The sequence below is a fragment of the Paractinoplanes durhamensis genome, from assembly GCF_016862175.1.
Lineage (GTDB): Bacteria > Actinomycetota > Actinomycetes > Mycobacteriales > Micromonosporaceae > Actinoplanes > Actinoplanes durhamensis.
Genome location: NZ_BOML01000072.1, coordinates 1 through 15,121, shown reverse-complemented (window position 1 = coordinate 15,121; position 15,121 = coordinate 1). Strand labels below are relative to the sequence as shown.

General features: G+C 70.4%; 10 protein-coding genes. 5 read left to right on the top strand and 5 right to left on the bottom strand.

Features of this window, described 5'->3' with window-relative positions:
- Window positions 1–135: 135 nt before the first annotated feature.
- Complete coding sequence (locus Adu01nite_RS41960) at window positions 136–4,869, top strand: ExeM/NucH family extracellular endonuclease (protein WP_239133124.1); 4,734 nt, start codon at window positions 136–138, stop codon at window positions 4,867–4,869.
- 46 nt (window positions 4,870–4,915) lie between these two features.
- Here the strand turns inward: Adu01nite_RS41960 and Adu01nite_RS41955 are convergent, their stop codons facing one another.
- Window positions 4,916–5,713 carry an SDR family NAD(P)-dependent oxidoreductase gene (locus tag Adu01nite_RS41955; RefSeq protein ID WP_203734949.1) on the bottom strand — a complete coding sequence of 266 codons (798 nt, stop codon included), beginning with the start codon at window positions 5,711–5,713 and terminating at the stop codon, window positions 4,916–4,918.
- Window positions 5,714–5,793: 80 nt separating this feature from the next.
- Here Adu01nite_RS41955 and Adu01nite_RS41950 point away from each other — a divergent pair, with 80 nt between their 5' ends.
- Window positions 5,794–6,447, top strand: coding sequence for a TetR/AcrR family transcriptional regulator C-terminal domain-containing protein (locus Adu01nite_RS41950; RefSeq protein WP_203734948.1), 654 nt, complete (start codon window positions 5,794–5,796; stop codon window positions 6,445–6,447).
- A gap of 79 nt (window positions 6,448–6,526) precedes the next feature.
- Here the strand turns inward: Adu01nite_RS41950 and araA are convergent, their stop codons facing one another.
- The 3 genes from araA to araB are packed head-to-tail and all read right to left on the bottom strand — an operon-like array spanning window position 6,527 to window position 10,304.
- Window positions 6,527–8,017, bottom strand: a complete 1,491-nt coding sequence (araA, locus tag Adu01nite_RS41945; RefSeq protein WP_203734947.1) for an L-arabinose isomerase — start codon at window positions 8,015–8,017, stop codon at window positions 6,527–6,529.
- Window positions 8,014–8,676 (bottom strand): L-ribulose-5-phosphate 4-epimerase, encoded by a 663-nt coding sequence (locus tag Adu01nite_RS41940; protein WP_203734946.1) that lies wholly within the window; start codon window positions 8,674–8,676, stop codon window positions 8,014–8,016. The genes araA and Adu01nite_RS41940 overlap by 4 nt, the downstream gene beginning before the upstream one ends.
- On the bottom strand, window positions 8,673–10,304 hold the full coding sequence (gene araB / locus Adu01nite_RS41935; protein WP_203734945.1) for a ribulokinase: 1,632 nt from the start codon (window positions 10,302–10,304) through the stop codon (window positions 8,673–8,675). The genes Adu01nite_RS41940 and araB overlap by 4 nt, the downstream gene beginning before the upstream one ends.
- Window positions 10,305–10,591: 287 nt before the next feature.
- Between araB and Adu01nite_RS41930 the strand changes: the two genes are divergently transcribed.
- Complete coding sequence (locus Adu01nite_RS41930; RefSeq protein WP_203734944.1) at window positions 10,592–12,778, top strand: MMPL family transporter; 2,187 nt, start codon at window positions 10,592–10,594, stop codon at window positions 12,776–12,778.
- A 63-nt stretch (window positions 12,779–12,841) separates the two neighbouring features.
- Here the strand turns inward: Adu01nite_RS41930 and Adu01nite_RS41925 are convergent, their stop codons facing one another.
- On the bottom strand, window positions 12,842–13,570 hold the full coding sequence (locus Adu01nite_RS41925; RefSeq protein WP_203734943.1) for a formylglycine-generating enzyme family protein: 729 nt from the start codon (window positions 13,568–13,570) through the stop codon (window positions 12,842–12,844).
- Window positions 13,571–13,620: 50 nt separating this feature from the next.
- Between Adu01nite_RS41925 and Adu01nite_RS41920 the strand changes: the two genes are divergently transcribed.
- Together Adu01nite_RS41920 and Adu01nite_RS41915 are read left to right on the top strand one after the other, a co-directional pair.
- On the top strand, window positions 13,621–14,205 hold the full coding sequence (locus Adu01nite_RS41920) for a TetR/AcrR family transcriptional regulator (protein WP_203734991.1): 585 nt from the start codon (window positions 13,621–13,623) through the stop codon (window positions 14,203–14,205).
- 27 nt (window positions 14,206–14,232) lie between these two features.
- A complete protein-coding gene (locus Adu01nite_RS41915) occupies window positions 14,233–14,997 on the top strand; it encodes a S1 family peptidase (RefSeq protein ID WP_203734942.1) in 765 nt (254 codons plus the stop codon).
- Window positions 14,998–15,121: the final 124 nt, after the last annotated feature.

The following is a 15,121-nucleotide window of genomic DNA, read 5'->3' as shown; positions in this document are numbered from 1 at the left end:
GATTCGACCCTTTCCTTCGTTGCCGGACCGTTGTCCGGTTACCCCTCCGAAATTCTCCCGTCATCGGATGTAATTACCCTCCACCGATCGACAACCTTCGGAGGAAACTTTTCCATGCGCCTATATAGACGCGCCGTGGGTGCGGCTCGTCCTCTCGGGACGATCGCCGTCGTCACCGCCCTCGGTCTGAGCCTGACCGGCTCGGCCTTCGCGGCTGACGACAGCACCCCATTCATCAGCGAGATTCACTACGACAACGTGGGCACCGACGCCGGTGAGGCGATAGAGATCCAGGCCCCGGCCGAGTTCGACCTGACCGGCTGGAAGGTCGTCCTCTACAACGGCAACGGGGGTGCCGCCTACAACACGGCGACGCTCAGCGGTGCCGTTCCGGCCGCCGGCGTGGTCGTGCAGACCTACCCGGCCGACGGCATCCAGAACGGCGCGCCGGACGGCGTCGCCCTGGTCAAGCCGGACGGCACGGTCGCCGAGTTCCTCACCTACGAGGGCACGTTCACCGCCACCGGTGGCCCGGCCGCCGGGCTGGCCGGCACCGACATCGGGGTTGCGGAGACCACCACCACCCCGGTCGGATACTCGCTGCAGAAGATCGGCGGCGTCTGGCAGGCCCCGGCGCAGAACAGCTTCGGCGCGGTCAACTCGGCGACCACGCCGACCGACCCGGACCCGACCCCGATCGGCTGCACCACCGCGGTCACCAACACCATCGCCGAGGTGCAGGGCACCGGCACGGCGACCCCGCTGACCGGCGCGGTCACCGTCGAGGGCATCGTCACCGCCGACCACCGGACCGGTGGCTTCAACGGCATCTACGTGCAGACCGCCGGCACCGGCGGCAGCCGCCCGGTCGCCGCCGGCACCGCCTCGGACGGCATCTTCGTCTTCGTCGGCACGACCGCGGCCAACCAGCCCGCCGTCGCGATCGGCGACAAGGTGCGGGTCACCGGCACGCCGAGCGAGTTCAACGGGCTGACCGAGCTGAGCATCGGCGCCAAGACCGACGTGCAGATCTGCGCCAACAACGCGGCCCTGCCCGCCCCGGTCCCGCTGACCCTGCCGCTCGCCGCCGACGCGCGCGAGTCGGTCGAGGGCATGCTCGTCGCGCCGGCCGGCGCGTACACGGTGTCGGACACCTACTACGCCAACCTGTACGGCGAGATCGTGCTCGCGGCCGGCGACAAGCCGGCCCACATCCCGACCGACATCGCCCGCCCGGGCACCCCGGAGGCGCTTGCGGTCAAGGCGGCCAACGCGAACGCGCGGGTGCTGCTCGACGACGCGAAGACCACCAACCTCTCGGCGGCCGGGATCGCCCCGCCGTACCTGAGCGCTGCTGACCCGGTCCGCACCGGCGACACCGTCGAGAAGTTCGGCCCGGTCGTGTTCAGCTTCGCGTACGGCGACTGGATGTTCGAGCCGACCACCCCGGTCTCGTTCGACACCCCGGCGGCGTCGCGCACCTCGTTCACCGCTACCAACCCGCGGACCGCCCACCCCGCGGCCGTCGGTGGCGACCTCAAGATCGCCAGCTTCAACGTGCTCAACTACTTCGTCCACTTCGGCGGCGACGCCCGTGGCGCCGCCGACGCGGCGGCCGCGGCCAAGCAGCAGGCGAAGATCGTCTCGGCGATCACCGCGCTGGACGCCGACGTGGTCGCGCTGATGGAGATCGAGAACTCGGTCCGGTTCGAGCCCGACGACCCGCAGATGGCCCTCAAGGTCCTGGTCGGCGCGCTGAACGACGTGGACGGTGCGGGCACCTGGGACTACGTGCGGTCGCCGGCCGAGCTGCCGGCCGCGACGGCCCAGGACGTCATCACCACCGCGATCATCTACAAGCCGGCCAAGGCCACCCCGAAGGGTGCCTCCCGGTCGATCAACGACGAGACGGTGTGGTCGAACGCGCGCGAGCCGATCGCGCAGACCTTCACCGCCGGCACGATCGACTTCACGGTCGTCGCCAACCACCTCAAGTCGAAGAGTGCCTCGGTCGCGCCGACCGGTGACAACGTCGACGCCGGGGACGGTCAGGGCCCGTACAACGGGGACCGTAAGCGGCAGGCGGCCTCGCTCGCGGCCTTCGTCGCGTCGCTGAACACGCCCAACGCGATCCTGCTCGGTGACTTCAACTCCTACACCGAGGAGGACCCGATGAAGGTCCTCTACGACGCGGGGTACGAGGACGTGCACACCACGCACGCGCCGGGCAAGTCGTCGTACGTCTTCGGCGGTGAGTCCGGTTCGCTCGACCACGCGCTGGTCACGCCCACGCTCGCGAAGCGGGTCACCGGGGTGGACATCTGGAACATCAACTCGGTCGAGTCGTACGCGTTCCAGTACGACGGGTACGCGCCGTTCTACGCGCCGAACCCGTACCGGGCCAGCGACCACGACCCGGTGGTCATCGGCCTCAAGACCGGCCTGACCGGCCCGGTCGACCTGCAGCTGCTCAGCATCAACGACTTCCACGGCCGGCTCGAGGCGCCGTCCGCCGGGGTCGGCGGTGCCGCCCAGCTGGTCGGCCTGGTCAACCAGCTCCGCACGGCCAACCCGAACACCGCGTGGGTCTCGGCCGGTGACAACATCGGTGCCTCCACCTTCATCTCGGCGATCGACTCGGACAACCCGACGCTCGACGCGCTGAACGCCGGTGGCCTGAACGTCTCCGCGGTCGGCAACCACGAGTTCGACAAGGGCCTGGCCGACCTGACCGGCCGCGTCGAGGACCGGGCCAACTTCCCGTACCTCGCCGCGAACGTCTACAAGGACGGCCAGCGGATCCTGCCCGGCTACTCGGTGCAGACCGTCGGCGGCGTGAAGGTCGGCTACATCGGCGTCGTCACCGAGCAGACCGGTTCGCTGGTCAGCCCGGACGGCATCCAGGGCGTCGAGTTCCACGACCCGGTCGCCGAGGCGAACACGCTTGCCACCCAGCTCTCCGACGGTGACGCGAGCAACGGCGAGGCCGACGTGGTCGTGCTGCTCGCCCACGAGGGTGCGGCCACCGAGAACATCACCTCGGCGGCGGCGCTGCAGGCCGACCCGGTCTTCGGGCCGTTCACCCGGGTCAACGCGAACATCGACGCGATCATCAGTGGGCACACCCACCAGCCGTACGCGTTCGAGATCCCGGTTCCCGGCACCGACCGCACCCGCCCGGTGCTGCAGGCCGAGGACTACGGCGTGAAGCTCGGCAAGGTCGGGCTGACCTACGACCCGGCCACCAAGTCGGTGACCGGATCCACCGCCGAACTGGTGCCGGTCACCGGCGCACCGTCCGACGCGGCGGTCGCGGACATCGTGGCCAAGGCCAAGGCGAACGCCGACGTGCTCGGCAAGCAGAAGCTCGGCTCGATCACCGCCGACATCAAGCGCGCCGTCACCAGCGCCGGCGCCGAGGACCGGGGTGCCGAGTCGGTGCTCGGCAACTTCATCGCCGACGTCCAGCTCGACCAGACCAAGGCGGCCGGCCGCGGTGGTGCGCAGATCGCCTTCATGAACCCGGGCGGCCTGCGGGCGGATCTTCTCTACAAGACCGACGGCACGGTCACGTACGCCGACGCGTTCGCGGTCCAGCCATTCGCCAACGACATGGTCACCCAGACGCTCACCGGCGCCCAGATCAAACAGGTGCTCGAGGAGCAGTGGCAGCCGGACGGGGCCTCCCGCCCGGTGCTGCACCTGGGTACGTCGAAGGGGCTCACCTACTCCTACGACGTGTCGCAAGCTCGCGGGTCGCGGATCATCGCGTCGACCCTGAAGCTCAACGGCACCGTGCTCGACCCGGCCGGCACCTACCGGGTCTCGTCGAACTCGTTCCTCGCCGCGGGTGGCGACAACTTCCTCACCCTCGGCAAGGGCACCGCCCGGATCACCACCGGCGACAACGACCTGACCATGCTGAGCAACTACCTGGCCGCCAACTCGCCGGTCACCGCGGACCCGGTGTTCCGCGCGACCCCGGGCAAGGCCGACAGCACCGCCCCGACCGGCACCTTCACGGTCGCCCCCACCGCGGTGTGGGCCGGCCAGAAGGTGACGATCACGGTCACCGCGACCGACGACGTCACCCCGGCGGCCTCGATCACCAAGGCCGTCAACTGGGGCGACGGCACCACCGACGCGCTGACCGAGCACGTCTACACCGCGGCCGGCACCTACACGCCGACCGTGACCCTCACCGACCAGGCCGGCAACAGCGGCCCGGCCACCGGTTCGGCCACGGTGACGGTCACCGCCCAGCCCGGGTCGTACAAGCTGGACAAGACCTCGATCTGGGTGACCCAGTCGGTCAGCCTGACCGTGGCCGGCATCAGCAAGGGCGTCGTCGACTGGGGTGACGGATCCACCGTCGCTACCGTGGCCAACGGCCGCTACACGCACAAGTACACCAAGGCCGGTTCGTTCGCGGTCAAGGTGACGCCGTCCAACGCCAACGGGCCCGGCACGCCGGTCACCGCGGGCACCGTGACGGTCAAGGCCGACACCATCGCGCCGGTCGTCAGCCTCGACATCCCCCGCAACCCGGAGTCCTCGGCGTCGTGGTGGGTGCTGACCGGCAAGGTGTCGGACGAGGGCCTCGGCGGCGAGAAGGTCAAGCTGAAGCTGATCGAGCAGAAGTCCGGCAGCTGGTACTACTACGCCGGCGGCCGCTGGACCAAGGCGGCCTCCAAGGCGCAGGCCCAGGACAGGGCGCAGGAGGTCGGCAACCTGCTCGACCTCTGGGGCAGCTGGCTGACCATCGTGGTCGGTGTCGACAAGGGCACTCTCGAGGTCACCTACTGGGCGGAGGACAAGGCGGGCAACGAGTCCACGCCGAAGACCTACACCCAGAAGATCACCAAGTAGGTACGCGGTAAGCGGCCCCCGTCTCCGTAGCGGCGGGGGCCGCTCCCTATCTGCTCAGCAGCTCCTGCATCTTCCCGGCGATCAGTGCCGCCGCCCGGCGCGGGTTGAGCCGGTACATCTTGTCCATCATCTTCGCGTCGTTGCCGATCAGCACCCGGTACGCGTCCGATTCCATCCCGTGCAGAATGTCCCGCGCGGCCCGCTCCGGTGTGGTGATCTTCGCGGCCTGCTTGGCCATGTCGGCGTCCATGGCCGGCATCGACACCCCCGAGTTACTGGTGATGTTGGTGGCCACCCCGCCCGGGAAAACCACGGTGACGTGTACGTTCGTCCCCGCGCACTCGGCATGCAGGCCCTCGGTCAGCAACTTCACCGCCGCCTTGGACGCGCCGTAGATCGTCTGGCCGGGCACCGGCAGGAATCCGCCCATGCTCGCCACGTTGACGATGTGCCCCTCCGGCCGGGCCAGCAGCACCGGCAGGAACGTCTTGGTCAGGTAGAGCGTGCCGGTCCAGTTGACCGCGAAGACCCGGTCGATGGTGGCGTAGTCGAGGTCCTTGAGCCGGATGAACGGCTGGATGATCCCGGCGCAGTGGATGACGCCGTCGACCGCACCCCACAGGTCGGCCACCTGCTGCGGCAGCGCCTCGACGGCGTCCCGGTCGGTGACGTTCAGCGGATGCCCGGAGATGTTCGGGTTCCCGGCGATCGCCTCCTGCAGGGTGTCCGGGTTGAGATCGACCGCGGCGACCTTGGCGCCCCGGCGGGCCGCCTCCAGCGCGACCGCCCGTCCGATGCCGCTGCCGGCGCCGGTGACCACGAGAACCTTGCCTGCCACTTTCACGGGACCTCCTGCGGACGAATATTTCCCGGTGGGGAGAAAAGGTAAGGGCTGAGGTGGCGCGGGTCAATATGCTGAACGGGATGCCTGACACCCACCGCCGTGGCCGCCCGCCCCGGATCGACCGCGCCCGCATCGTCGCCGCGGCCCGCGACATGGACCCGGCGACCCTGACCATGCAGGCCGTCGCCGAGCGCCTCGGGGTCGACCGCAAGGCGCTCAACTACCACGTCACCGGCCGCGACAACCTGCTCGAACTCGTCGCCCGGGAAACGCTCAGCGCCTCCCTGGAGAGCTTCACCCTCCCGCTCGACGCGCCGTGGCCGGACATGCTGCGCGCGTTCGCCCGGCAGACCCGGGCCTCGATGATCAAGGTCGGGGCGCACTTCGACTACGTGCGGTTCCCGCTCGGCGCCGGCCTGGCCGCGCTCGCCCCGGTCGAGCTCCTGCTGCGTGCCCTGCTCGACGCGGGCTTCGGCGAGGAGCAGGCCGGGCGGGTGCTCGGCCTGCTCGGCGAGCTGACCTACGCCTCGGCCCGGGACGCGATCCTGCTCAGCCGGCACGGGCTGCACCCGCAGATCGCCGAGTTGCGCAACTCGCTGGTGCAGTCCCCGCCGGGGATGCTGCCGTCGCTGCGCCACCTCAGCACCACCGAGTTCGGCATGGACGACGCGCAGTTCGACTTCGACCTGGACGTGATCATCGCGGGCCTGTCCGCGCTGCGGGCCGATCGATGACGATCGGACGCTGGGCAGCGCGGGTCAGGGCCACGTAGCGATCCCGTTCGGGGATCCGTCGCGGAGGGCCTTCGTCGAGTTACATCGGGCGGGACAGCCGGTAGTACGCCTGGTTCCAGCGCACCCGGTCGGCGAAGTCGTACGGCGTGGTCCGCTCGTCGATCAGCAGCAGCTCGGTCTTGGCCATCTCGGCGAAGTCGCGCAGCGTCTCCGCCCCGACCGCCTGGGTCATCACCGTGTGGTGCGGCCCGCCGGCGGTCAGCCAGCATTCCGTCGACGTGGACAGCGACGGCGCGGGCTTCCACACCGCCCGCGCGACCGGCAGCGACGGCAGCGGCTCGTCCGGCGGCACCACCTCGACGGTGTTGGCCACGAACCGGAACCGGTCACCGAGGTCGGCGAGGCCGATCACCACACCGGGCCCGGCCGCCGCGTCGAACACCAGCCGCACCGGGTCCTCGCGGCCGCCGATGCCGAGCGGGTGGATCTCGGCGCGCGGCCGGCCGTCGGCGATGGTCGGGCAGACCTCGAGCATGTGCGCGCCGAGGATCTTGGGCTCGCCCGGCCCGAAGTGGTAGGTGTAGTCCTCCATGAACGAGGTGCCCTTACCGGTGCCGGCGCCCATCGCCTTGACCGTGGCGAGCAGCGCGGACGTCTTCCAGTCGCCCTCGCCGCCGAAGCCGTAGCCGTCGGCCATCAGCCGCTGCACGGCCAGCCCGGGCAGCTGCCGGAGCCCGCCGAGGTCCTCGAAGTTGGTGGTGAACGCCCCGAACCCGCCCTCGGTCAGGAACTGCCGCATGCCGGCTTCGATCCGGGCGGCGTAGCGCAGCGACTCGTGCTGGTCGCCGTCCTTACGCAACGAAGGGGCCAAATCGTAAATGTCCGAATATTCGGCGAGCAACGCGTCGACCGCGGAATCCGGGGCGGCGTCCACCAAGGCCACAAGATCATTTACGCCGTACGTGTTGACCGAGACCCCGAACCGCAACTCGGCCTCGACCTTGTCGCCCTCGGTGACCGCGACGTCCCGCATGTTGTCGCCGAAACGCGCCAGCCGCAGGTTGCGCAGGTGGTGGAAGCCCGCCGCGGCCCGGATCCACGCGTCGATCCGCCGCGCCACGTTCGGGTCGGCCGCGTGCCCGGCCACCGTCTTGCGCGGCACCCCGAGCCGCGCCTGGATGAACCCGAACTCCCGGTCGCCGTGCGCGGCCTGGTTGAGGTTCATGAAGTCCATGTCGATGGTTGCCCACGGCAGTGCCTGGTTGTGCTGGGTGTGCAGGTGCAGCAGCGGCTTGCGCAGCGTGTCCAGCCCGGTGATCCACATCTTGGCCGGCGAGAACGTGTGCATCCAGGCGATCACGCCGAGCACGTTCGGGTCGGCGTTGGCCTCCAGCATCGTCTGCCGGATCGCGATCGAGTCGGTGAGGACCGGCCGGCTGACGATCTCGGCGCTGAGACCGCCGGCGGCGAGGAGCCCCTGGATCTCGGCCGACTGGGCGGCCACCTGGTCGAGCGTCTCCGGGCCGTAGAGGTGCTGACTTCCGGTCAGGAACCAGATCTGAGGCTTCATGCGGCGGGCTCCTGACCGTAGACGTTCTGGTAGCGGGCGTAGAGGGCATCGATGTCGGACTGCGCGATCGGGATCGGGGTGCCGATCTGCCGGGAGATGTGCACGGTGCGGGCCACGTCCTCGCACATGACGGCGGCCTTGACCGCGTCGCGGGCGGAGCGGCCGATGGTGAAGACACCGTGGTTGCGCATGAGCACCGCGGGGGAGCGGTGCGCCCGCAGCGTCTCGACGATGCCGCGGCCGATCGAGTCGTCGCCGATCAGCGCGAACGGCCCGATCGGGATCTCGCCGCCGAACTCGTCGGCGATCATCGTGAGCACGCACGGAATCGCCTCGCCGCGGGCGGCCCAGGCGGTCGCGTACGTCGAGTGGGTGTGCACCACGCCGTTGACGTGCGGCATGTGCTTGTAGACGTACGCGTGGGCGGCGGTGTCCGAGGACGGCTTGTGGTCGCCCTCGACGAGGTTGCCGTCCAGGTCGGTGACGACCATCAGGTCCGCGGTGATCTCGTCGTAGGAGACCCCGGACGGCTTGATCACCAGCAGGTCCTCGCCGGGGACCCGGGCCGACACGTTGCCGGCCGTCCAGACGACCAACTCGTTGCGGGGCAGCTCGGCGTGCAGGTCGGCGACCAGCTGCTTGACTTCGTGGATCTTCATGCGGTCACCTTCCGCTGGATCGCCCGCAGCTTGCGCATGACCGGGTTGGCGCCCCGGCCGAAGTAGTCGTGCAGCACCGAGTACTCGGCGTACAGCTCGTCGTAGATCGCGGCCGCCGCCGGATCGGGCCGGTAGACGGCCCGCTCGACCCGGCCCATCGCCGCCGCCGCGGCCCGCACGTCCGGGTAGGCCCCGGCCGCCGCGGCCGCGTGGATCGCCGACCCGAGCGCCGGCCCCTGCTCGGAGCCGATCACCGACAGCGGCATGTTCAGCACGTCCGCGTAGATCTGCATGAGCAGACCGTTCTTGAGCAGCCCGCCGGCCGCGATGAACTCGCGCACCGGCACGCCCGCGGTGCCGAACGTTTCCACGATCTTCCGGGTGCCGAACGCGGTCGCCTCGATCAGCGCCCGGTAGATGTCGGCCGGCTTGGTCGCGAGGGTCTCGCCGACCAGCAGCCCGGACAGCTCGACGTCGACCAGCACCGAACGGTTGCCGTTGTGCCAGTCGAGCGCGATCAGCCCGTGCTCGCCCGGCCGCTGCCGCGACGCCAGCTCGGTGAGCCGCTCGTGGGTCCACTCGGCGCCCAGGTTGGCGACGTAGTGGCCGAAGATGTCGCCGACCCCGCTCTGCCCGGCCTCGTATCCCCAGAGGCCGGCCACGATGCCGCCGTCCACCGCCCCGCACATGCCCGGAACCTCGCGCAGCTCGTCGCCGTTCATCACGTGACAGGTGGAGGTGCCCATGATCGCGACCATCTGGCCGGGGTCGAGGGCGGCCGCGGCCGCGCTGGTCACGTGCGCGTCGACGTTGCCGACCGCGACGGCGATCCCCTCGGGCAGCCCGGTCCAGTCGCTGGCCTGCGCGGAGAGGGTGCCGGCCGCGGTGCCGAGCTGGCCGATCGGCTGCTCCAGCTTGTCGGCCACGAAGTCGCGGAACTCCGGGTTGAGCTCGGCCAGGAACTCCGGCGACGGATACTTCCCGTCCTGCCGGATGCCCTTGTAACCGGCGGTGCAGGCGTTGCGCACGTAACTGCCGGTGAGCTGCCAGACGATCCAGTCGGCGGCCTCCACCCAGCGCGCGGTCGCCGCATACGCTTCCGGGTCCTCCTCCAGCAGCTGCAGGCCCTTCGCGAACTCCCACTCCGAGGAGATCAGCCCGCCGTAGCGCGGAAGCCACGACTCGCCTCGCTTCGCGGCGAGATCATTGATGCGATCAGCCTGCGGCTGGGCGGCGTGATGCTTCCAGAGCTTGACGTACGCGTGGGGACGGCTGCTCCACTGCGGCAACTCACACAGCGGCGTGCCGTCGGCCAGCGCCGGAACCATGGTGCAGGCCGTGAAGTCGGTGCCGACCCCGATGACGTCGGCCGGGTCGATGCCGGCGGCGGCCAGCGCGGCGGGCACGGCATGCTTCAGGACGTCGACGTAGTCGGACGGCACCTGCAGGGCCCAGTCGTGCCCGAGCGGGGTGCCGTCGGGGAGTGACTCGGTGAGCACGGCGTGCCGATAGTCGTGCACGGCGGAGCCGATCTCGGCGCCGTCGGCGACGCGCACCACGACCGCGCGGCCGGAGAGCGTGCCGTAGTCGACGCCGACCACGCAGGCCCGCAACGGGTCAACGGGCATGAGGGATGACCTCCTGCTTTTCGGGGATGTTGCGACGGTGTGCCAGCATTGTTATCGCTAACAAAGCAGGTGTCAACGCCACTCAGGGCAACCAGTTGTTAGCGATAACAAGCGGCCGCTCGGGGGTTACCGGCGACGGACCTGCAACAGGCGGCGGCCGCACTCCGGAAGCGCTCGCGCCGGGCGGTCCCGGCCCGCTCGTCCTTGCTGCGGTAGCGGGATAAGTTCTCCGGCGGCCATGCCGAACAAGAATCCGACGACCTGACCGACGGCCTGGGGGATTCTGCGTGGCGACCTTGTTGTACCGGCTCGGCCGGTTCTCGTTCCGGCGACGCGGCCTGGTGGCCCTGCTCTGGGTGGCGGTGCTCGCCCTGTTCGGGGTCGGTGCGGCCACGCTGTCCGGACCGACCAGCGATGCCTTCTCGATCCCCGGCACCGAGTCGTCCCGGGCCCTCGACGTGCTGACCGAGAAGTTCGGCGCGGGCTCCGACGGCGCCACCGCCAAGGTGGTCTTCGCGGTTGACGGCGACAGCAAGCTGACCGGCACCACCCAGAAGGCCGCGATCGAGTACGCGGTGGCCCAGCTCGCCACCGCCCCGCAGGTCACCGGGGTCACCGACCCGTTCACCGCCAAGACGATCGCCGAGGACGGCCGGACCGCGTACGCCACCGTCTCGTACGCCGTCGACGCCACCGAGGTCACCACCGCCGCCAAGGACGGCCTGCTCGCCGCCGGCCGCACCGCCCGGAGCGCCGGCCTCGAGGTCGAGTTCTCCGGCGAGATGCTCGCCGCCACCGACGGCGGCCACTCCAGCGAGGCCCTCGGCATCATCATCGCCGCGCTCGTCCTGGTCGTCACGTTCGGCGCCCTGGTCGCGGCCGGCCTGCCGCTGCTCACCGCCCTGATCGGGGTCGGCCTCGGAATGGCCGGCATCCAGATCGCCACCGGCTTCTTCGACCTGTCCTCGTCGACCAGCGCCCTCGCCACCATGCTCGGCCTGGCCGTCGGCATCGACTACGCACTGTTCATCGTCTCCCGCTACCGCCACGAGCTGGCCCAGGGCCGCGACGGCGAAGAGGCCGCGGGTCGCGCCACCGGTACCGCCGGCTCGGCCGTGGTCTTCGCCGGCCTCACCGTGATCATCGCGCTGGCCGCCCTCGCGGTGACCGGCATCCCGTTCCTGACCGCGATGGGCCTGGCCGCGGCCGGCACCGTCGCCCTGGCCGTGATCATCACGCTCACCCTGACCCCGGCGCTGCTCGGCTTCGCCGGCCGCAAGGTCCTCGCCAAGAAGGACCGGGTCGCGATGCGGCCGCCGACCGGCAGGATCGCGTTCGGCGAGCGCTGGGCCCGGATCATCCTGAAGAACCGGATCGTCGCCCTGGTGCTCGCGCTCGGCGTCCTCACCGTCGCCGCCCTGCCCGCCCTCGACCTGCACCTGGCCCTGCCCGACGACAGCTCCGCCGCGCCCGACACCACCCAGCGCAAGGCCTACGACCTGCTGAGCGAGGGCTTCGGCGCCGGCTTCAACGGGCCGCTGATCGTGGTCGCCGAGAACACCACCGCCGCGGTAGCCGCCACCGCCCAGAAGACCATCACCGCGCTGAAGGACGTCGTGCTGGTCACCGCGCCGACCATGAACAAGGCCGGCGACACCGCGATGCTCACCGTCATCCCCGGCAGCGGCAGCACCGACCAGGCCACCCAGGACCTGGTGACCGCCATCCGCGCCCTGCGGATCGACGGGGTCGACCTGGCGGTCACCGGCACCACCGCGATCAACATCGACGTCACCGCGAAAATCACCAAGGCGCTGGTCCCGTACCTGGCAATCGTGGTCGGTCTGGCCTTTGTCCTTCTGATGCTCGTCTTCCGCAGCATCCTGGTGCCGCTCAAGGCCACGCTCGGCTTCCTGCTGTCGGTGGCCGCCACGTTCGGCGCGGTCGTGTTCGTCTTCCAGCAGGGTCACCTGGCCGGCCTGATCGGCGTCACCGCCACCGGCCCGATCATCAGCCTCATGCCGATCTTCCTGATCGGCATCCTGTTCGGCCTGGCCATGGACTACGAGGTTTTCCTGGTCACCCGCACCCGCGAGGAGTTCGTGCACGGCGCGGCCCCGAACGACGCGATCAACAGCGGCATGAAGTACGGCGCCCGGGTCGTCACCGCCGCCGCGCTGATCATGATGAGCGTGTTCGCCGGCTTCATCCTGGCCGAGGACACCATCATCAAGACGCTGGGCTTCGCGCTGGCGTTCGGCGTCGCGGTCGACGCCTTCCTGGTCCGCATGACGATCGTCCCGGCCGTGCTGTCCCTCTTCGGCAAGGCCGCCTGGTGGCTGCCGGCCTGGCTCGACAGGCTCCTGCCGAACGTCGACGTCGAGGGCGAGGGTCTGACCAAGCAGCTGGCCGCGTCCTCTTCCGATGCGGCTTCCGCGGAGGCCGAGCCGGATCTGGTCGGCACGTCTGCCTGATGTGGTGATCGCGGGGTCCCGGCTGCGGCCGGGACCCCGCTTCAGTCTGTGCGGGCCGCTCGTTCAGCTTCCGCGCGCCACTCGGAAGCTCACGTCGTCCAGGCGCAGGCTCGGGTGGCTCCGGCGGCGGACCGACGCGCGGCAGCTCCAGTGCTCGTCGAACCAGCCGCCGCCGCGCAGCACCCGGTAGGCGCCGTAGCCCTCGGCGTCGTAGATGTCCCAGCACCAGTCCCAGGCGTTGCCGAGCATGTCGTGCAGCCCCCACGCGTTGGGCTGCTTGCCACCGACCTCGTGCATCCGCTCACCGGAGTTGCCGCGATGCCAGGCGACGTCATCGAGAGCGCCGTAACGGGGGCCGGACGTGCCGGCCCGACACGCGTACTCCCATTCGGCCTCGGTCGGCAGCCGATAGCCGTCGGCCGCGGCGTCCCAGCTGACGCCGCCCTCGCCGTCGCCCTCGCCGTCCCGCTGGACGGTGCCGTGGTCGTCCCGCCTCGCGGTGCCGTCGTCGCCGGCCAGCCGGTAGGCGGGGGTCAGGCCGTCGCGCTCGGACAGGGTGTTGCAGAACTGGACCGCGTCCCGCCAGGACACGTTGTCCACCGGCAGGTCGCCGCCCTCGGTGGTGCTCGGGTGAACGCCGGTGACCTCGGCGTACAGCGCCTGGGTCACCGGGACGGCCGCCAGCCGGAACGGCTGCAGGTCGACCGGCCAGATCCGCTGCGTGCGCCGGTCCGACAGGGTCACCCGGCCGGCCGGCAGGCTGACCAGCTCGAAGCTCTGTTTCGCCGTCATCGTGCGCCGACCTTACCGGCATACGCTGCGCCGATAGGCTTTCGGGCGTGATGACCTCCACGCCGCGTCGCCGGGACGCGGACGCCACCCGCCGGCGGCTGCTCGAGGCGGCCCGCCGCCGGTTCGCCGAAGACGGGTACGCGGCCACGACCGTGCGCGACATCGCCGAGGACGCCGGCGTGAACGTCGCCCTGATCAACCGGTATTTCGCCAACAAGGAGGGCCTGTTCGAGGCCTGTCTGCGGCACGCCGGCGAGGAGTTGCGGCGCTCGTCGGGGGATGTGCCGCTGTCCGAGATCCCGGAGCGGATCGCCGCCCAGCTGGCCGGCGCCGACGACGTACCCGCGCAATTGCAGTTGTTGTTGCGATCTTCGGGGGATGAGCGCGCCGACCAGATCCGGCGCGCCGTGCTGCGCGAGTCGGCCGAGCGCGTGGCCGAACGGGCCGGCTGGACCGAGGGCGACGACCGGCTGCTGCTGCGCTCCGAGATCGTGCTGGCCGCGACCATCGGCATGGCGATCCTGCGCTGGACGACGAAGGTCGAGCCGCTAGCCTCGGCCGACGAGGCCGCCCTGGTCGACCCGCTGAAGGATCTGGTTGCGGCCCTGCTGGGCGATAGGTCCGAGGTGGAGTGATTGCGTAGCGTCGATACGGTGTCGCCCATGTTGCGAACGATCATCGCCGGCACCGCTGCCGGACTCCTCGCACTGACCCTGTCCGCCAGCCCCGCGCACGCGATCGCCAACGGCGAGGAGGTGCCCGACGGTCACTACACGTTCTCGGTGAAGCTGACCATGACCGGCATCCCCACCGCCGCCGGCGGAAAGCGCAACAGCGGGTGCTCGGGAGCGCTGGTCTCGGCCCGTTGGATCATCACGGCCGGCCACTGCTTCCGCGACCAGAACGGAGTACGCGTCGAGCGCCCGGTGGCCGACGTCACCACCGCCGACGTGGGCCGCACCGACGTCACCGACACGAGCCACGGCATCCAGACCACGATCATCGCGGTCCGGCAGTCCCCGACCGCCGACGTGGCTCTGGCCGAGCTGGCCGAGCCGGTGCGCGGCGTCCGCCCGATCGCCTTGGCGAACAACGCACCGAAAATCGGCGCGATCCTCCGGGTCACCGGTTACGGCTCGACGACCAGCACCAACCCGACACCGGTCACCCACCTGCGGACCGGCAAGCTCTCGGTGGTCACGCTGAGCGACACCGAGATCGGCCTGCACGGGTACGCTCCCTCGCCCGACACCACCCCCTGCCCCTACGACTCCGGTGCCCCGTATTTCGTGGAGCGCGGAAAGCAGTGGCCCCGCCTGGTCGGCGTGGTCAGCAACGGCCCGAGCTGCCCGCACACCGAAACCGAGAACGGCGCCCGAACCGACAACATCACCACATGGATCCGCAGCACGATCCACGCCTACTGACGCGGGTAGAGGTCGGCCAGCCCGACCAGGACCACGCTGTGGTCCAGGTCGGCGGCCGCCGTCAGCTCCAGGCTCGCCACGGAAGCTCCCGTCATAGGTCCAGTTTGGGGCTTCCCTGCGTCGG